We start from the raw sequence: 16,974 nt of genomic DNA, 5'->3' as shown, positions 1-16,974 counted from the left end.
ACGTTGATCAGTGGTGGCGCGGCTTGAGCAGGGCAGGCTTCTCTTCGGGGGCGTGCAGCAGCAGGAACAGCGCGCTCAGCGCCTCGGGAATCTGCACGATCATGTCGTCCTGCAGGTTGGCATCCTTGGCGATGTCTTCGAACTCCGGCTGCTCGTCGAACAGGCCCGAGCCGACCATGATCGGCAGCAGCATTTCGCTGACTTCTTCCTCGGCGTTCTCGAACCAGGCCTCTTCACGCAGGAACACGCCTTCCATGAAGCCGATGCACCAGCCGCGCAGGTCGGAATCGTCCGGCTCTTCGGTCAGGTCCAGCTCGCAGGGCAGGTCGAATTCCTCGTCGCTGGCCAACTGGCGAGCGATGTGGCCCTTGAGCCCGATCAGGGTGGCCTCGATCTCTTCGCGCTGTGCTTCGCTGGCGTAGTGGGGCTCCTCGGCGAACAGCGCGTCGATCCACTCGCGGTCTGGAACTTGCTCCGAGCAGATCGACAGCGCGGTCAGGTAGCCGTGTGCGGCGACGTAGTCCAGCGCTTCTTCGTGCAGCTCATCGGCGTCGAGGAAGGCTTGCAGGCGGGTCAGTTGCTCGGCGAAGGACATTACAGGGCTACCTTGGGGAATAAACGATAGTGAATTCTAGCACCTTGCGGCGGCTGCGGGGCAAAGGGAACGTCTGTCCGCGGGGCATGCCGGGGGTGGGGCAGTCGGGTATACTCCGCAGTTTTTCGTGCTCCGGTGGCGTTTTCCCGTCATCTGGCAAAAACCGCTTACGCATTCGATGTGTGCGCGGCGGATTTATCGTCCAGCCTGAGTCCAGGATGGTACGGCGATTTTGGAGTGGCAAATGCTCGAACAGGCTCAGCGCGTCCTCAAGGATGTCTTCGGTTACGACAGTTTCCGCGGGCGCCAGGCAGCGATCATCGAATGTGTGGCTGGCGGAGGCGACGCCCTGGTGCTGATGCCAACCGGTGGCGGCAAGTCCCTGTGCTTCCAGGTGCCTGGCCTGCTGCGCCCGGGCCTGACCGTGGTGGTGTCGCCGCTGATCGCGTTGATGGACGACCAGGTCGCCACCCTCGACGAGCTGGGCGTGGCCGCCGCGGCGCTGAACTCCACGCTCAGCGCCGAGCAGCAGCGCGACCTGGCCGGGCGCCTGCGCCGCGGCGAGGTGAAGATGCTCTACCTGGCCCCCGAGCGCCTGGTGCAGCCGCGCATGCTGGACTTCCTGCGCGGCCTCGACGTTTCCCTGTTCGCCATCGACGAGGCCCACTGCGTGTCGCAATGGGGCCACGACTTCCGCCCCGAATACCTGCAACTGGGCCAGCTCGCCGAGCTGTTCCCGCATGTGCCGCGTATCGCCCTGACCGCCACCGCCGACATGCGTACCCGCGAGGAGATCGTCCAGCGCCTGCACCTGCAGGGCGCCGAGCGTTTCCTGTCGAGCTTCGACCGGCCGAACATCTTCTACCGCATCGTGCCCAAGGAGTCGCCGCGCAAGCAGCTGATGGCGTTCCTCGGCGAGCGTCGCGGCAACGCCGGCATCGTCTATTGCCTGTCGCGCAAGAAGGTCGACGAGACCGCTGCCTTCCTTTGCGAGCAGGGCTTCCCGGCGTTGCCGTATCACGCAGGCCTGGCCGCCGAGACCCGCGCCGCCAACCAGCACCGCTTCCTCAACGAGGAAGGGCTGATCATGGTCGCCACCATCGCCTTCGGCATGGGCATCGACAAGCCCAACGTGCGCTTCGTCGCCCACCTCGACCTGCCCAAGTCGCTCGAGGCCTATTACCAGGAGACCGGCCGCGCCGGCCGTGACGGCCTGCCGTCTGATGCCTGGATGGCCTACGGCCTGCAGGACATGGTGATGCTCAAGCAGATGCTGCAGAACTCCGAGGGCGACGAGCGCCACAAACGCATCGAGCAGCACAAGCTCGACGCCATGCTGGCCCTGTGCGAAGAGACCCGCTGCCGCCGCCAGTCGCTGCTGGCCTACTTCGACGAAGTGCTCGAACAGCCGTGCGGGCATTGCGACAACTGCGTCGACCAGGTGCAGACCTGGGACGCCACCGAACCTGCCCGTCAGGCACTATCGGCGGTATTCCGCACCGGCCAGCGCTACGGCGTCGGCCACCTGGTCGACGTGCTGTTGGGCAAGGACACCGAGAAGGTGCGCAATTTCGGCCACGAGAAGCTCTCGGTGTTCGGCGTCGGCAAGTCGCTGGCCGAAGCCGAGTGGCGCTCGCTGTTCCGCCAGTTGGTGGCGCGCGGCCTGGTGGACATCGACCTGGAAGGCTACGGCGGCCTGCGGCTGTCCGACAGTTGCCGGCCGTTGCTGCGCGGCGAGGTGAACCTGCAGCTGCGCCGCGACCTCAAGCCGCAGACCGTGGCCAAGTCCTCCTCCAGCGGTGGCGGTAGCCCGGCCAGCCAGCTGGTGCGGGCCGAGGAGCGCGAGTTGTGGGAAGCGCTGCGCACCCTGCGGCGCAAGCTGGCCGAGGAGCACAGCGTGCCGCCCTATGTCATCTTCCCCGACTCCACCTTGCTGGAGATGCTGCGCAGCATGCCCACCAGCCTCAGCGACATGGCCCAGGTCAGTGGTGTCGGTGCGCGCAAGCTGGAGCGCTACGGCCAGGCCTTCCTCGAAGTGCTCAACGGCGCCGGTGGCACCGAGGAGGCGCCCAAGGTGGTGCTCGACCTGCGTCACGAACTGGTCAGCCTGGCCCGCGCCGGCATGACCCCGGCGCAGATCGCCGGGCAGCTGAACTGCACCGAGAAGAACGTCTACAGCCTGCTGGCCGAGGCCATCGGCCGCCAGGAGCTGAGCCTGGAGCAGGCGCTGGACCTGCCGGAGGAGCTGATGATGGAGGTGCAGGACGCCTTCCTCGACGGCGAGGGCGAGTTGCCGCCGGTGTCCGGCGTGGCGCCGCTGTTCGGCCAGCGGGTGCCGGAAGGCGTCCTGCATTGCGTACGGGCGGCGCTGGCGCTGGAGTTCGGCCTGTGATCGCCGGCATTTGCGCCAATTGCTGACCTTTGTCATACCCTTACATGATTATCAGCCATTTCCGCGGCATCGAACCTTGCCTGATTGGCCGGGCCATGATTAGCTGGCTAATAATTAGTTCTATTCATTGAGTTGCTTATGCCCCTGACCGACAACCAACACCGCTTCGGCATGCAGCTGGCCCAGATGTCCCGGGGCTGGCGTGCCGAACTGGACCGCCGCCTGGCCGGGCTCAACCTGTCGCAAGCCCGTTGGCTGGTGCTGTTGCACCTGGCCAGGTTCGACGAGGCGCCGACCCAGCGTGAGCTGGCCCAGAGCGTGGGCGTCGAGGGCCCGACCCTGGCGCGCCTGCTCGACAGCCTCGAGAGCCAGGGGCTGGTGCGCCGCCAGGCGGTGATGGAAGATCGCCGGGCCAAGAAGATCCTGCTGTGCCCGCCGGCCAAGCCGCTGATCGACCAGATCGAGACCATCGCCAATGCCCTGCGCCTCGAGCTGTTCACCGGCATAGACGAGGCCGACATGGAAGTGTGCATGCGCGTGCATGCGAAGATTCTCGATAATCTCGAGAAGTCCTGAACCCTTCATCAATCGCGGGGCAAGCCCGCTCCCACGAGTCTGATCCCACAATTGGCTGCATGACTTGTGGGAGCGGGCTTGCCCCGCGATCATTTCTAGAAGGTATGCCCCAGGTTCAGGTACACCGCCTTCTCATGGGCATCGTTGGCCCCATAGCTCAGGTTCAACGGCCCCAGCGGCGTTTCCAGCCCCAGGAAGATGCTCGCCGCATTGATATAGCCACTGTCGAACTCATTGTCATTGTTCCATGCCCGGCCGCGCTCCAGCGAGCCGCCCAGGTACAGCGGGAAGTCCAGGGGCAGGTAGGCCCGAGGCGTCAGGCGACGGTAGTAGACCATGCGCAGCAGGCTCATGTTCTGCCCGGAGATCGAATCCTGGCGGAAACCTGACAGCTGCCGGGCGCCACCGAACACGAAGCTCGAAGTGACTACCTCGGCGTCATCCAGCGTTCGTCCATACCTGCCACCCAGCACCAGGGTGTTCGGCCCGCTGCTGAAGGCCTTGTCCAGGTTGAACAGCCACTGCCGGTAGTTCTGGTCCGAGTCCAGTGACTTGTCGTACTTGCGCACGGTCAGGCCGATATCCTCGCCACTGTGGGGGAAGTAGACGTTGTCGAAGGTATCGAAGGAATACTTGAGCTCGTAGAACCCCTCGTTGAAGCTGACCTTGGGCAGGTCCTGGTCGCCGATGCGCACCTCGGCGTTGCCCCAGGCCTTGCCCACGCCCAGGCGCACTTCGCCATAGGTGCCGATCTGCCGGCCGACGTTGAGCCCGAAGCCATAGCGCTCCAGGCGGTACTCGGCCACCGGGTCGTTGTCCAGGGTCGCCTCGACGTTCTGCGAGCCCAGCGCCAGGTAGGGCGCGATGAAGTAGCGCGAGCCCACGTCCAGCGGCTGGTAGAACTCGCTGTACAGTTCCTGCTCGTCGCCGATCTGCGCGCGGGTCAGCCATTCGCCGCCAAGCCGGTTGATGCCGTTGACCCGGTAGCTGGCGCCGAGGTTGAAAGCGCTGTCGCCGCGCAGGTCGTCCGACAGGTTCAGGCCCAGGCGCAGGTAGTCGGTGCCGCCACGCCGACCACGGGCGTTGATCACCAGGGTATGCTCGTCGCCCTTGTGCGCCACGCGGTACTGCACCTGGTCGAAGTAGTCCAGGCCGTAGAGGGTGCCCATGTCGGTCTGCAGGCGGCCGAGATCCAGCGGTTCGCCGACAGGCTGGCGAATGTAGTAGCGGATCACGTCGTCGCTGACCTTGGAGTCGTTCTCCACGCGGATGGCAGTGATGATCGGCGTGCGCTGTTTCGGTGAGCGCGCCACCGCCAGGTTGCTGTCGCCCTCGGGCTGGCGCAGCGCCGCCAGGCGCGGGTCGAGGGCGCGGGTGGCGCGGTAGCCGGCGTCGATCATGTCCTGGGCGCGGCCGAAATCGGTGACGCCGAAGGCCGACAGCGGCGGCTGGACGAGGATGTCCTCGCGACGCAGGCTGGCCAGTTGCTCCTCGGAGTTGCGCCGGGTCATCAGGGTGATCGACTGGTTGAGCACATCCACCACGGTGGCCAGCTGCTTGCGGTTGCGCAGCGGGGTGCCGATGTCGACGACAATGGCCAGGTCCACGCCCATCTCGCGCACCACGTCCACCGGGATGTTGTCGGTCATGCCGCCGTCCACCAGCAGCCGGCCGTCCAGCTCCACCGGGGCGAACACCGCCGGGATCGACATGCTGGCGCGGATCACCTGGGGCAGGTGGCCGCGGCGGAAGATCACCTTCTCGCCGCTGGTGATGTCGGTGGCCACGGCGCGGAAGGGAATCGGCAGCTTGTCGAAGTCGCGGATGTCAGCGGTGTGGGCCAGCTTGCTTTCCAGCAGCAGGGCCAGGTTCTGGCCCTGGATCACCCCCAGCGGCAGGCCCAGGCTGCCGTCGTCGCGAAAGCTCAGCCTCTGCTTGACCAGGAAGTCGCGGTCGTCCTGCTTGCGCCGAAACGGCACATCCTTGCGCGGCGGCGCATCGGACAGCGCCTGTTGCCAGTCCAGCGTGGTGGCCAGTTTTTCCAGTTCGGCGATGCTGTAGCCCGAGGCGTACAACCCGCCGACCACCGCGCCCATGCTGGTGCCGGCGATGGCGTCGATGCGCACGCCCTGTTCCTCCAGGGCCTTGAGCACGCCGATATGGGCCAGGCCGCGGGCGGCGCCGCCCGACAACACCAGGCCGATCTTTGGCCGTGCCGCTTCGGCGGCCAGCACGGTGAAGGAGGTGAGCATCAGCAGGAGGCAGTACAGCAGGCGGCGCATCGTGAGTCTCAAACCAGAGGATAAAGACCGCTAGTATAAGCGGCCCTTCCTACGGAGTTTCCCTACATGGCAGACAGCAAGCCACAAATCGTCATCACTTATTGCACCCAGTGCCAGTGGCTGCTGCGCGCTGCCTGGCTGGCCCAGGAACTGCTCAGCACCTTCGCCGATGATATCGGCCAGGTAGCGCTGGAGCCTGGCACCGGTGGGGTGTTCCGCATCACCTGCGACGGCGTGCAGATCTGGGAGCGCAAGGCCGACGGCGGCTTCCCCGAGGCCAAGGTGCTCAAGCAGCGGGTGCGCGACCAGATCGATCCGCAGCGCGACCTGGGCCACAACGATCGCTGATCAGGCGCTTTCGGGCTGTGGCTGGCGGGCCGGTTGCTCGGCGGCCAGGCGGCTGGACAGCACGATGGCGAAGATGATCAAGGCGCCACCGGCGAGCATGCGCAGGGTCGGCTGTTCGGCGAACACCACCCAGGCCACGGCGATGCCGTAGACCGGTTCCATGCCGAACACCACTGCGGCGGTGCGCGCCTTGATCACCGCGAGGCTGGCGACGAACAGGCTGTGGGCGACGCCGGTGCAGAAGACGCCGAGCAGGGCGATCCACAACCAGTCCAGCGGCGCCACCGCGCCCAGGCCGGGGGCCGCGAACGGCAGCAGGCACAGGCTCACCACCAGGTTCTGCCACAGCGCCGCCTGCACGGCGGGCAGGCGCCCGGAACCGGCGCGGTTGGTCAGCGACAGCAGCGAGAACAGCAAGCCCGAGAGCAGCGCCCAAAGCAACCCGCCGGTGGCCTCGCTGGCCAGGTCGAATGCCGGGGTGACCAGCACCAGGCCGATGCTCACCAGCAGCACCAGCAGCGCTTCGTTGCGGCGGATGCGTTCGCGGAACAGCAGGCCCTCGAGGATCACGGTGAAGGCCGGGAAGCTGGCGAAGCCGAGGGTGGCGATGGCCACGCCGCCGACCTTGACCGCAATGAAGAAGCTCACCCAGTGCCCGGCCAGCAGCGCGCCGCCCAGCAGCAGGCGGCGCAGGTCCTGGCCGCGCAGCGGTTGCCAGGCCTGGCGCGCCAGGCTGGCGAACAGGGCCAGGGCGAGCACCGCGAACAGGGCGCGGCCGAAGACGATGATCGAGGGGCTGGCGCTGGCGGCCAGCTTGCCGAAGACGCCGGTCAGGCCGAAGAACAACGCGCCGATATGCAGGGCGCCGAGGGCGGTGCGGTGGTTCATGGTGGTCCTTTGCATTCGCAGGTTCCTGTGCCGGCCTCTTCGCGGGTAAACCCGCTCCCACAGGTCAGTGCGAATCCTGTGGGAGCGGGTTTACCCGCGAAGAGGCCAGCACAGGGAGAGATGATCTTGGCGCTCAGTGTAAGAGCCCGGTCTGCCCGTGTCTGTCGCGCATCTCGCGTCAGTTGTCGCCAGACTCGCGCCGCAACGCCAGCGGCGTACAGCCGAACGCCCGCATCACCGCCGCGCTGAAGGCGCTCTGCGAGCCATACCCCACCCGCGCCGCGACCTCTCCCACCGGCAACAGCGTCTCACGCAACAATCGTCGTGCCATCGACAGCCGCCGCTGACGGATATAGTCCATCGGCGACATGCCGCACTCGCTGGCAAACCGCGCGTGCAGTCGCGCGCTGGACAGCCCGGCCAGGCGTGCCAGGTCGGCGACCTGCAAGGGATAGGCGGCGTGCTGCTCGATATGCCGGTCGAAGGCGGCATAGGGCAAGCGCCTGCTGGCCAGTAGCGGAGCGCCGGCCTGCGGGTTGAGGCTGGCCAGCAGCAGCACCGCGCCCTGGCGGGCAATCAGCGGGTCGTCCACCGGGCTTGCCGCCAGCCAGTCGACCAACTGCTGCTGGCGGCTGTTCAGGCCCAGGGGGCCGGGGCGGTCGAGCAGGCGACGGCTGTTATCGGCGTGCTCGCCCAGATGGTCGCCGAGCCAGTGCCCGCCCGGCACGTCCAGCACCAGGCAGTGGCTGCCCTCAGGGCTGCCGCAGGTGTGGTGGGCACCGGCAGGCACCACCATCAGGTCCTGGCGACCGACCCGGCCGCCGTGGCCATTCACCTCGAAGTCCAGGCGCCCGCCCAGGCCGAACACCAGCTGCGGGTGGTCGTGACTGTGGGCGATCAGGTCGTGGCGATAATGGCGCAGCGAAAGCAGGGGGCCGGCGGTCATGGTGAGTCCTCACGAAGCAGGTGAAGAGTGTACACCTCAAGGCGGGCGCAGGATGGTCATGTGCCTGCCACCAATCTGTCACCTGTGCCTGCCAGTCTCCAGCAAACAGCGCCGGAGCCTGCCCATGACCCACGCCGAACCTCTCCGCCCGTCACGCAAGCAGCGTGTCCGTACCCTGTGGATTTCCGATGTGCACCTGGGCACCCGGGATTGCCAGGCCGAACACCTCGCGCACTTTCTCAAGGGCTACCAGGCCGAGCGCATCTACCTGGTCGGCGATATCATCGACGGCTGGAAACTGCGCGGCGGCATCTACTGGCCCCAGGCCCACACCAACGTCATCCGCCGCCTGCTGACCCTGAGCAAGCGCGGTACCGAAGTAATCTATGTCACCGGCAACCACGACGAATTCCTGCGGCGCTACTCGAAACTGATCCTGGGCAATATCCAGCTGGTGGACGAGGCCGAGCACCTTACCGTCGATGGTCGGCGGCTGCTGGTGATCCACGGCGACCAGTTCGACGTGATTACCCGCTACCACCGCTGGCTGGCGTTTCTCGGCGACCGGGCCTACGAGTTCACCCTGGTGCTCAACCGTTGGCTCAACCACTGGCGCGCCCGTTATGGCTATGGCTACTGGTCGCTGTCGGCGTACCTCAAGCACAAGGTCAAGGGCGCGGTGAACTTCATCAGCGATTTCGAGGACGCCATCGCCCACGAGTGCACCCGGCGTGGCTTCCAGGGCGTGGTGTGCGGTCATATCCACCATGCCGAGATACGCCGGGTGGGCGAGGTGGAGTACCTCAACTGCGGCGACTGGGTGGAGTCGTGCACGGCGCTGATCGAGCACTGGGACGGGAGGATCGAACTGTATCGGTTCGCCGATGCTCAGGCGCGCGAGGCGGCGTCGCGGTTGGCGGAGCTGGGTGAGCCGGCCTAGGTCGCCTTCAGCCCTGTAGGAGCGGCCTTGTGCCGCGAAAGGGGCGCGCAGCGGCCCCAGGATCTCGGGTATGTCTCAAGATCGTCGGGGCTGCTGCGCAGCCCCTTTCGCGGCACAAGGCCGCTCCTACAGGTGGCGGGTAGCTGGAATCAGGCCGACGCCTTCAAGGCCGCCTTGTAGATCGACTGCCTGGGCTGGGCGAACAGCCGCTCCATCATCGGTTCGAAGAACGACAGCGGCAGGCTCGGGTACTCGGGGTCGAACGCCGCCGCGTCGTAGCGTGCGCAGAATTCGATGGTCCGCTGGTACTGCGGGTGATCGCTGAACTGCTCGCGCAGGTGGCGATCCATGCCCAGGTGGTGGAAGAAGTAGTAGCCCTGGAAGATCCCGTGCTTTTCGATCATCCACAGGTTCTCGGCGCTGACGAAGGGCTTGAGGATCGCCGCGGCGATATCCGGGTGGTTGTAGCTGCCGAGGGTGTCGCCGATGTCGTGCAGCAGGGCGCAGACCACGTATTCCTCGTCGCGGCCGTCACGGTAGGCGCGGGTGGCGGTCTGCAGCGAGTGGCTCAGGCGATCGATGGGAAAGCCGCCGAAGTCGCCATCGAGCAGGCGCAGGTGGGCGACGATGCGTTGGGGCAACTGCCGGGCATAGGCGCGAAAGTCGTCGGCGATGATCGCCCAGTCCTGGGCGGTGCCGTCGCGCATGTGGCTGAAGTTCGCTTGCTTGTTCATCGCCGCGGGCCACTCGTGTCGGGGACATGTCTGGCAGTGTTGGCCAGGACACGGGCTTTGGCAGTGGCCGGCCGGGACGCGAACCTGGCCTTGCGGGCCGATTCAGAGGCTGAGGCGGCCCAGCAGGATGTCGCGGAACATGGCGAAGTCGCCGACCAGGCTGTACCAGGGGTGGGTGAAGGTGGCCGGCCGGTTCTTCTCGAAGAAGAAATGCCCGGCCCAGGCAAAGCCGTAGCCGGCCAGCGGCACGGCCAGCAGCAACAGCCACTGGCCGCTGCCGATGCTGTAGGCGAGCAGGGCGATCACCAGGCTGGTGCCGACGAAGTGCAGGCGGCGGCAGGTGGCGTTGCTGTGCTCGCCCAGGTAGTAGGGGTAGAACTCGGCAAAACTGCGGAACTGCGCTGTGCGGGTCATGGCGGGCTTCCGGATCTGCGGGTCATGCTTACAGGATACACGGCGTGGAGCCTGAATCGAGTCTAGAGTCACTGGGTGCAGTGGCCAGTGACAATAGGCGCCAATTGAGTATCCTTTCGGTTCACCGCAGGAGCGGTCAGCACAAGAGCCTGTCATGAGTGAGAGAACCACGTCAGCCAGCTGGGCATCAGGGATCGTCAAGGCACTCGAGCTGGAAGGGCTCGATTGCCCGGCCATGTTCAAGCAGCTCGGGCTCGACTTTTCCGCCCTCGACGACCCCGATGCGCGATTCACCCAGGATTCGATGACCCGGCTGTGGCAGCTGGCGGTCGAGTTGTCGGGCAACGAGGCCATCGGCCTGAACATGGCCCGGGTGGTGCGTCCGGCGTCGTTTCATGTGGTGGGCTATGCGCTGATGTCCAGTCGCACCCTGGCCGAGGGTTTCGAACGCCTGGTGCGCTACCAGCGGATCATCGCCGAGAGCTCGGACCTGAGCTTTCGCCGCGAGCCCGACGGCTACGCCCTGGTGCTGACCGTGCATGGCGACCACCTGCCGCCGACCCGGCACAGCGCCGAGGCGTCCCTGGCCTGCGCCCTGGCCCTGTGCACCTGGCTCAGCGGGCGGCCGATTCAGCCGCGGCGGGTGCTGATCCAGGGCGGCCAGCCGAAGAATGTCGAGCCGTACAAGGTGGCCTTCCATGCGCCGCTGGTATTTGGCGCGCCCCATGACGCGCTGGTGCTCGAGCGTGCCGACATGGAGGCGCCGCTGCCGACCGCCAACGAGGCGATGGCGGTGCTGCATGATCGCTTTGCCGGGGAATACCTGGCGCGCTTCTCGGAAAGCCGCGTGACCCACCGGGTGCGCCAGGTGCTGTGCCGCATCCTGCCCCAGGGCGAGCCCAAGCGCGAGACCGTGGCCCAGGCCCTGCACCTGTCGCAGCGCACCTTGCAAAGGCGTCTGCAGGACGAGGGCACCAGCTTCCAGACCCTGCTCGACGACACCCGCCGCGAACTGGCCGAGCAGTACCTGGCGCAGCCCGGCACCACCTTACTGGAGACTGCCTACCTGCTGGGTTTCGCCGATCCGAGCAACTTCTACCGGGCGTTCCGCCGCTGGTTCGACACCACGCCGAGCGAGTACCGCACGCGGCTGTCGGTCAGTGACGCCAGAACGCCGGCATGCACAACACCAGCACCGTGATGATCTCCAGGCGGCCCAGCAGCATGCCGCCAGCGAGGATCCACTTGGCCGCGTCCGGCAGGCTGGCGTAGTTGCCGGCCGGGCCGATCACCTCGCCCAGCCCGGGGCCTACGCCCGACACCGTGCCGGCGGCGCCGGTCAGCGCGGTCATCCAGTCCACGCCCAGCAGCGACAGCAGCAGGGCGATGATGCAGATGGTGATGGCGAAGAAGAACGAGAAGGTCAGGATCGAACGCACGATCTCTTCGTCGAGGCGATGGCCGTTGTACTTCTGCTTGATCACCGCCCGTGGGTGGATCAGCTGGTTGAGGTTGGCCTTGAGCAGGATGTAGGCGACCTGGAAGCGGAAGATCTTGATACCGCCGGCGGTGGAGCCGGAGCAGCCGCCGACGAAGCCCAGGTAGAAGAACAGCATCAGCGAGAAGTTGCCCCACATGCTGTAGTCGCCCAGGGCGAAACCGGTGGTGGTGACCACCGAGGTGACGTTCAGCGCCACGTGACGCAGGGCGTCGAGCCAATGCAGGTCAGTGGTGGCCCAATACCAGGTGCCGAGCACCAGCCAGGTGGCCACCAGCATGGCCAGCAGTCCCTGCACCTGCTGGTCCTTGATCAGCGCCTTGCGGTGGCCGCGCAGGGTGGCCACGTACAAGGTGAATGGCACGCTGCCCATGATCATCACCACCACCGCGACCCAGTGCACCGCGGGGATGTCCCATTTGGCCAGGGACTGGTCGGACGTGGAGAAACCGCCGGTGGAGATCGCCGACATGGCATGGTTGATCGCGTCGAACGGGCTCATCCCCGCCCACCAGAACGCCAGGCTGCCGAGCACGGTAATGCCCACATACACCGCGACGATCGACTTGGCGACCATGTGCGAGCGCGGCATGACCTTTTCCGAGCGGTCGGAGGACTCGGTCTGGAACAGGCGCATGCCACCAATGCGCAGCAGTGGCAGGATCGCCACCGCCATACCGATGAAGCCGATGCCGCCCAGCCAGTGCAGCATCGAGCGCCACATCAGGATGCCCGGCGACATGTTGTCCAGGCCGCTGAGCACGGTGGCGCCGGTGGCGGTGATGCCGGACATGCTTTCGAAGAAGGCGTCGGTGTAGCTGATGTGCTGCGTCAGCAGGAACGGCAGGGCGGCGAACACGCAGACCACCAGCCAGCTGCTGACGGTCAGCAGGTACATGTCGCGTGGGCGCAGGTGCACGTGCTCGGGGCGGCCGGGGATGACCAGGCCGAGCCCGGCGAGGAAGGTGATCAGGCTCGACCAGAGGAACGACGGCATGTCGCTGGTGCGCTCGAAGACCACCAGGGTCGCCATGGGCACCACCATGCTCACCGCCAGGGTGATCAGGAAGATGCCGATGATGAAACCAATGATCCTTAAGGTCGGCAACGCCATGTGATCTGCTCTGACTCGCTACGGAAAGGGCGCCATTCTACCTGTGCACCGGGGCTTGTAAACGAACGATTGGCTGGGGCATGGTAGCGGGCTTGCACCGCGATACCTACCGGGTCGATGCCATCGCGGGACAAGCCCACTCACATGTTGCCTTCTGGTTAGTGCAGAATGGCCGCACTTTCAATCTGCCAGGAGGTAAGCCCATGGAGGCTCTCGACGCATTGCTCAACCGTGTTTCCGTGCCACGCCTGACCGAACCGGCGCCCAATGCCGCCCAGCGCGAGGCGCTGTTCCAGGCCGCGCTGCGTGCGCCGGACCATGGCCAGCTGCGTCCCTGGCGCTTCCTGACCATCGAGGGACAGGGCCGCGAGAAGCTCGGCGAACTGTTCGCCGAGGCGGTGCAGGCCAAGGGCGATGCCACCCCGGCCGCGCTGGACAAGGCCCGGGCGATGCCGCTGCGGGCACCGTTGCTGATTGTGGTGGTGGCCCGGTTGCAGGAGCATTTCAAGGTGCCGAAGATCGAACAGCGCCTGGCCGCCGGCTGCGCCGCCCACGGCATCCTCGTTGCCGCCCACGCCCAGGGTATCGGCGCGGTGTGGCGCACCGGCGACATGGCGTATGACGTCCATGTGCACGAGGGCTTGGGTCTTGAGGCGAATGAAGAGGTGATCGGCTACCTGTATGTCGGCACGCCGATGGGCGAGCCGCGCACGGCGCCGGTCCTGGAGACGGCCAAGTACGTCAGCGCCTGGGGAGAGTGATGTGAGGCGGGGCCGCTCTGCGGCCCATCAGGCGATCGCGGATTCTTGTAGGAGCGGCCTTGTGCCGCGAAAGGGCTGCGCAGCAGCCCCGCGGTCTGTCAGACTGCACTGATATTGCAGGGAATCTCCAGCGTCGCAATAAACCCACCCTGCGGATGATTGCCCAACACCAGGCTGCCGCCATGGCGCTCTGCCGCCTTGCGCGCAATCGCCAGCCCCAGTCCATGCCCAGGTGCGTCCTGCCCCGGCGCCCGGAAGAACGGCTCGCCCAGTTGCGCCAGGTGCTCTGCCGCCACCCCCGGCCCATGGTCGCGCACGCTCAGCACGATGCGATCCTGCTCCCGACGGGCATGCACCTCGATCGGCTGCCCGGCCGGATTGAAACGCAGGGCATTGCGCAACAAATTGTCCACCGCCCGTTCGATCAAGGTCGGCCAGCCGTGCAAGGTCAGGCCTGCCTGCGCTTCCAGTCGCACTTCCTGTTCCGGCGCTGACAGTTGGGCGTCCTTGCGCACGCCGCCCAGCAAGGCATTGAGGTCCACGGGTTCGGCATGGGCCTGGTCGGCATCGACCCGGGCCAGCACCAGGATCTCGCTGATCAGGTCTTCCAGGCGATCGCACTCGCGGGTCAGGCGTGGCCACAGGGCCTGGCGCTGCTCCGGCTCGGCGCGTTCGGCCAGGGCCAGGGCGATGCGCAGCCGCGCCAGCGGCGAGCGCAGTTCGTGGGACACGTCACGTAGCAACTGGCGCTGGCTGCCGATCAGACTCTGCAAGCGCGCGCCCATCTTGTTGAAGTCGTTGGCCAGCACGCCAAACTCGTCGCGGCGCACCGCCAGCCGCGCCAGGCTGTTCTGCTGGTAGCTGGCCTGCCCCAGGTCGTGCACCGCGCCGCGCAGGCGGCTGAGCGGGCGGGTGATCGACAGGGTCACCAGCAGGCTGAACAGGGTCAGCACCACCAGGGCGATCCCCAGGGCGCTGAGCGGCCAGATCAGGCTTTCGCGGTGCCAGGCAGCCAGTTCGGGGTGGGGAATGCGGTAGATCAGCAGGTAGGTCTCGCCGCTGCTGGGGCTGGTGTATTCCTCGGTCAGGCGGCGCCAGGGCAGGCGCCGCTCGTCGTTGTGCTGGCGCGCCTCGAAGGCGGCGGCGCGGCGCGGAAAGGTGCCGGGCACCACGGCATCGCCGCTGTCGTCGAGCACCTGCACGTCGATCTTGTAGCGCTGCTTGCGTCGCTCCAGGAAGCGCTGCGACGATTCCAGGCCGTCCTGTTCATAGTGCTGGGCCCAGTGGCTGGCCAGGTTGTTCAGGCCAGGGTGGCGGCTGAGGATCCAGGTGTCCTGGTTGAGCATGTGCCCGAGCAGGATCGACAGCCCGGCGACCAGGGCGATGGCCAGCCAGAAGCTGGCCAGGATGCGCCAGAACAGTGAACGCAAGACGAGCACCTCCGAGAAATGGCGAAAGCCCGGCCCGCGGGGGCGCGGGCCGGGCATCGGGCTGACAGCTTACTGGGCCTTGCCGGCTTTTTCAGCCTTCCAGGCCTGGAACTCCTGCCATTCGGCCTTGCGCGCGGCGCGTTCCTTCTGCAGGTCATCGAACTTCTTCTGCTGCTCGGGCTTGAGCAGGGCGCGGATCTGGCCGTCGGTCTTGTCGTGGCTGGCCTTGAGTTCGTCCTTCATGGCTTTCTGCTCGGCGGCCGGCAGCTTGGCCATGTAGCGCTCGGTGATGTCGCGGCGCTGCTGCATCTGCTCGCCCATCAGCTTGCCGATCTGCTGGCGCTGGTCGCGGCTCAGGTCCAGCTGGGCGAAAGGCGCGTCACCGCGATGATGCGGGCCGTCGTGGCGCGGGCCGCCGTCAGGCATGGCCATGGCCACGGTCGGCAGGGCGGCGGCGAACATCAGGGCGATCAGGGTCTTGCGCATGGTGTCTCTCCTTTCAGGGGCCGGTGGTTACCGGATGAGCCCAGTCTAGGGAGATCAAGGTCAAGGGCGGTCAGGTGAGGGTAAAGGCTGGGTAAAGTTGGCGGTAGCCGTCGTGCGGATCCTGTGGGAGCAACTGTCTTGCTGAGATCTTTCAACTGGCGTGATCTCTGTAGGAGCGGCCTTGTGCTGCGAAAGGGCTGCGCAGCAGCCCCGGGATTTCAGCGGTTTTGCAAAGATCGCCGGGGCCGCTTTGCGGCCCTTTCGCGGCACAAGGCCGCTCCTACAGGGTTCTAGTCGCTGTCAGAGGCTGTAGTAGTAGCCGCGGCTGCGCAGCGCGACGATGCGCGGGCGGCCGTCCGGGTGCGGGCCGATCTTCTTGCGCAGGTTGCTGACGTGCATGTCCAGGCTGCGGTCATAGAGCGTGAGTTTGCGACCCAGGCCGATCTGCGCCAGCTCCTGCTTGTCCAGCGGTTCGCCGGGCTGGCGCAGCAGCGCCTCGAGGATGCGGCTCTCGGACAGCGTGAGGGTCATCTCGCGCTCATCGATGCTGACCACGCCGCGCACCGGACTGAAGGTCAGGTCGCCGATCTCGACCTGGCTGCTGGGCGCGCTGGGGTGGCTGCGGCGCAGCACGGCGCGCAGGCGGGCGGTAAGTTCGCGGGGGTCGCAGGGCTTGGCCAGGTAGTCGTCGGCGCCCAGCTCAAGGCCGAGTATGCGGTCCAGCGGCTCGCCACGGGCCGAGAGCATCAGCACCGGCAGGTCGGTGTGCTCGCTGCGCAACTGTTTGAGCAGTTCCAGGCCGCTGCCGTCGGGCAGCATGACATCCAGCACCACCGCCGCCGGGGCGTGGCTGGCCAAGGCCTGGCGCGCACTCTGGCCATCGTGGCAGGCGCGCACCGCAAACCCTTCCTGGGTCAGCCAGCTGCCGAGCAGCTCGCACAGTTCCTGGTCATCATCAATCAGTAACAGCTCGCTCATGTCTCACTCAATTCAACCATTGCCGGCGTCTTCTGTGTCCGCCGCTGGCTAAGATACCGCAGACTGCCGACAACAGTGCAACGACCGAGCCGATCAGGAACCATTGCTGCTGGTCGGTGAGCAGGCGCTGGGGGGCGCTGCTGGCGGCCTGCAGTTCCTTGACCGTCAGTTTCAGGCGCTGGTTGTCCTGGCGCAGGCGCGAGAGCTGGGCGCTTTCGCGTTCGCTGTCCTGGTTCTGCAGTTGCAGGGTCAGCGCGTCGCGCTGTTTCTCGCTCTCTTCCAGGCGCTGCTGCAGCTCGGTGATCCGCGCCCCGGCTTCCAGCGACAGCGGCTGCTCGGCCGCGGCGAAAGGGGACAGCAGTAACAGGCAAAGCAGCAGGGACATCGGACCTTGACGCATTGGAACTCCTGATTCGTATCGATTCAGGAGGTTGTCGGCCAGTTGTCGGAATTTATGAATAGTGCCGCGTGGGGTGTAGCTGGGAGCGGGGGGGGGGGGGGGGGGGGGGGGGGGGGGGGGGCCCGCCCCCCCCCCCCCCCCCCCCCCCCCCCCCCCCCCCCCCCCCCCCCCCCCCCCCCCCCCCCCCCCCCC

General features: G+C 66.6%; 17 protein-coding genes. 6 read left to right on the top strand and 11 right to left on the bottom strand.

All coding sequences use genetic code 11. The annotated features are described in order from the left end of the window. Window positions 1-7 precede the first annotated feature (7 nt). Window positions 8-595 (bottom strand): UPF0149 family protein, encoded by a 588-nt coding sequence (locus POF53_RS23515; protein ID WP_232857331.1) that lies wholly within the window; start codon window positions 593-595, stop codon window positions 8-10. Window positions 596-839: 244 nt separating this feature from the next. On the opposite strand from POF53_RS23515, the gene recQ reads away from it, so the two are divergent. Beyond that, a complete protein-coding gene (gene recQ / locus POF53_RS23510; protein WP_203651498.1) occupies window positions 840-2,987 on the top strand; it encodes a DNA helicase RecQ in 2,148 nt (715 codons plus the stop codon). A gap of 138 nt (window positions 2,988-3,125) precedes the next feature. Then, window positions 3,126-3,563 (top strand): MarR family transcriptional regulator, encoded by a 438-nt coding sequence (locus POF53_RS23505; RefSeq protein WP_028691103.1) that lies wholly within the window; start codon window positions 3,126-3,128, stop codon window positions 3,561-3,563. 95 nt (window positions 3,564-3,658) lie between these two features. On the opposite strand, the gene POF53_RS23500 is transcribed toward POF53_RS23505, so the two are convergent. Then, the gene (locus tag POF53_RS23500; RefSeq protein ID WP_232857332.1) at window positions 3,659-5,845 is read right to left on the bottom strand and encodes a patatin-like phospholipase family protein; all 2,187 of its coding nucleotides are present in this window, start codon (window positions 5,843-5,845) and stop codon (window positions 3,659-3,661) included. Window positions 5,846-5,911: 66 nt separating this feature from the next. Between POF53_RS23500 and POF53_RS23495 the strand changes: the two genes are divergently transcribed. Continuing rightward, entirely contained in the window at window positions 5,912-6,193 is a 282-nt protein-coding gene (locus tag POF53_RS23495) for an Rdx family protein (protein WP_203651500.1), read from the top strand. Here POF53_RS23495 and POF53_RS23490 read toward each other — a convergent pair whose 3' ends face one another. After that, entirely contained in the window at window positions 6,194-7,081 is an 888-nt protein-coding gene (locus POF53_RS23490) for a DMT family transporter (RefSeq protein WP_232857342.1), read from the bottom strand. It abuts the gene before it with no gap. Window positions 7,082-7,259: 178 nt separating this feature from the next. Further along, complete coding sequence (locus POF53_RS23485; protein ID WP_498969665.1) at window positions 7,260-8,027, bottom strand: helix-turn-helix transcriptional regulator; 768 nt, start codon at window positions 8,025-8,027, stop codon at window positions 7,260-7,262. Between the two features lie 124 nt (window positions 8,028-8,151). Here POF53_RS23485 and POF53_RS23480 point away from each other — a divergent pair, with 124 nt between their 5' ends. Beyond that, a complete protein-coding gene (locus tag POF53_RS23480; protein WP_203651503.1) occupies window positions 8,152-8,967 on the top strand; it encodes a UDP-2,3-diacylglucosamine diphosphatase in 816 nt (271 codons plus the stop codon). A 149-nt stretch (window positions 8,968-9,116) separates the two neighbouring features. On the opposite strand, the gene POF53_RS23475 is transcribed toward POF53_RS23480, so the two are convergent. Together POF53_RS23475 and POF53_RS23470 are read right to left on the bottom strand one after the other, a co-directional pair. Continuing rightward, window positions 9,117-9,701, bottom strand: coding sequence for an HD domain-containing protein (locus tag POF53_RS23475; RefSeq protein WP_186714522.1), 585 nt, complete (start codon window positions 9,699-9,701; stop codon window positions 9,117-9,119). A 102-nt stretch (window positions 9,702-9,803) separates the two neighbouring features. Further along, window positions 9,804-10,115 (bottom strand): Mpo1-like protein, encoded by a 312-nt coding sequence (locus POF53_RS23470; RefSeq protein WP_186714521.1) that lies wholly within the window; start codon window positions 10,113-10,115, stop codon window positions 9,804-9,806. Between the two features lie 154 nt (window positions 10,116-10,269). Here POF53_RS23470 and POF53_RS23465 point away from each other — a divergent pair, with 154 nt between their 5' ends. Beyond that, window positions 10,270-11,316, top strand: a complete 1,047-nt coding sequence (locus POF53_RS23465) for an AraC family transcriptional regulator (RefSeq protein WP_050706761.1) — start codon at window positions 10,270-10,272, stop codon at window positions 11,314-11,316. Here POF53_RS23465 and POF53_RS23460 read toward each other — a convergent pair. After that, window positions 11,273-12,727 carry a TrkH family potassium uptake protein gene (locus POF53_RS23460; protein WP_498969661.1) on the bottom strand — a complete coding sequence of 485 codons (1,455 nt, stop codon included), beginning with the start codon at window positions 12,725-12,727 and terminating at the stop codon, window positions 11,273-11,275. The genes POF53_RS23465 and POF53_RS23460 overlap by 44 nt on opposite strands. Before the next feature lie 203 nt (window positions 12,728-12,930). Between POF53_RS23460 and POF53_RS23455 the strand changes: the two genes are divergently transcribed. Further along, complete coding sequence (locus POF53_RS23455; protein ID WP_498969660.1) at window positions 12,931-13,488, top strand: NAD(P)H nitroreductase; 558 nt, start codon at window positions 12,931-12,933, stop codon at window positions 13,486-13,488. 98 nt (window positions 13,489-13,586) lie between these two features. On the opposite strand, the gene POF53_RS23450 is transcribed toward POF53_RS23455, so the two are convergent. The 4 genes from POF53_RS23450 to POF53_RS23435 form a co-directional block, all read right to left on the bottom strand. After that, entirely contained in the window at window positions 13,587-14,918 is a 1,332-nt protein-coding gene (locus POF53_RS23450; RefSeq protein WP_498969658.1) for a sensor histidine kinase, read from the bottom strand. Between the two features lie 69 nt (window positions 14,919-14,987). Next, on the bottom strand, window positions 14,988-15,404 hold the full coding sequence (locus POF53_RS23445) for a Spy/CpxP family protein refolding chaperone (protein WP_203651507.1): 417 nt from the start codon (window positions 15,402-15,404) through the stop codon (window positions 14,988-14,990). Between the two features lie 300 nt (window positions 15,405-15,704). Then, window positions 15,705-16,382 (bottom strand): response regulator transcription factor, encoded by a 678-nt coding sequence (locus tag POF53_RS23440; protein ID WP_110739854.1) that lies wholly within the window; start codon window positions 16,380-16,382, stop codon window positions 15,705-15,707. 7 nt (window positions 16,383-16,389) lie between these two features. Next, complete coding sequence (locus POF53_RS23435; RefSeq protein ID WP_203651508.1) at window positions 16,390-16,782, bottom strand: SH3 domain-containing protein; 393 nt, start codon at window positions 16,780-16,782, stop codon at window positions 16,390-16,392. Window positions 16,783-16,974 lie beyond the last annotated feature (192 nt).

This window comes from Mitsuaria sp. RG, assembly GCF_028369275.1.
GTDB lineage: Bacteria > Pseudomonadota > Gammaproteobacteria > Pseudomonadales > Pseudomonadaceae > Aquipseudomonas > Aquipseudomonas peradeniyensis.
This window is presented reverse-complemented; position numbering and strand designations above follow the sequence as displayed.

Bases quoted from the DNA above. Each gene is read 5' to 3' on its own strand.
- POF53_RS23475 (WP_186714522.1), bottom strand. From the start codon at position 9,701: ATGAACAAGCAAGCGAACTTCAGCCACATGCGCGACGGCACCGCCCAG.
- POF53_RS23485 (WP_498969665.1), bottom strand. From the start codon at position 8,027: ATGACCGCCGGCCCCCTGCTTTCGCTGCGCCATTATCGCCACGACCTG.
- POF53_RS23440 (WP_110739854.1), bottom strand. From the start codon at position 16,382: ATGAGCGAGCTGTTACTGATTGATGATGACCAGGAACTGTGCGAGCTG.
- POF53_RS23480 (WP_203651503.1), top strand. From the start codon at position 8,152: ATGACCCACGCCGAACCTCTCCGCCCGTCACGCAAGCAGCGTGTCCGT.
- recQ (WP_203651498.1), top strand. From the start codon at position 840: ATGCTCGAACAGGCTCAGCGCGTCCTCAAGGATGTCTTCGGTTACGAC.
- POF53_RS23490 (WP_232857342.1), bottom strand. From the start codon at position 7,081: ATGAACCACCGCACCGCCCTCGGCGCCCTGCATATCGGCGCGTTGTTC.
- POF53_RS23460 (WP_498969661.1), bottom strand. From the start codon at position 12,727: ATGGCGTTGCCGACCTTAAGGATCATTGGTTTCATCATCGGCATCTTC.
- POF53_RS23455 (WP_498969660.1), top strand. From the start codon at position 12,931: ATGGAGGCTCTCGACGCATTGCTCAACCGTGTTTCCGTGCCACGCCTG.
- POF53_RS23500 (WP_232857332.1), bottom strand. From the start codon at position 5,845: ATGCGCCGCCTGCTGTACTGCCTCCTGCTGATGCTCACCTCCTTCACC.
- POF53_RS23465 (WP_050706761.1), top strand. From the start codon at position 10,270: ATGAGTGAGAGAACCACGTCAGCCAGCTGGGCATCAGGGATCGTCAAG.
- POF53_RS23505 (WP_028691103.1), top strand. From the start codon at position 3,126: ATGCCCCTGACCGACAACCAACACCGCTTCGGCATGCAGCTGGCCCAG.
- POF53_RS23515 (WP_232857331.1), bottom strand. From the start codon at position 595: ATGTCCTTCGCCGAGCAACTGACCCGCCTGCAAGCCTTCCTCGACGCC.
- POF53_RS23495 (WP_203651500.1), top strand. From the start codon at position 5,912: ATGGCAGACAGCAAGCCACAAATCGTCATCACTTATTGCACCCAGTGC.
- POF53_RS23445 (WP_203651507.1), bottom strand. From the start codon at position 15,404: ATGCGCAAGACCCTGATCGCCCTGATGTTCGCCGCCGCCCTGCCGACC.
- POF53_RS23470 (WP_186714521.1), bottom strand. From the start codon at position 10,115: ATGACCCGCACAGCGCAGTTCCGCAGTTTTGCCGAGTTCTACCCCTAC.
- POF53_RS23435 (WP_203651508.1), bottom strand. From the start codon at position 16,782: ATGCGTCAAGGTCCGATGTCCCTGCTGCTTTGCCTGTTACTGCTGTCC.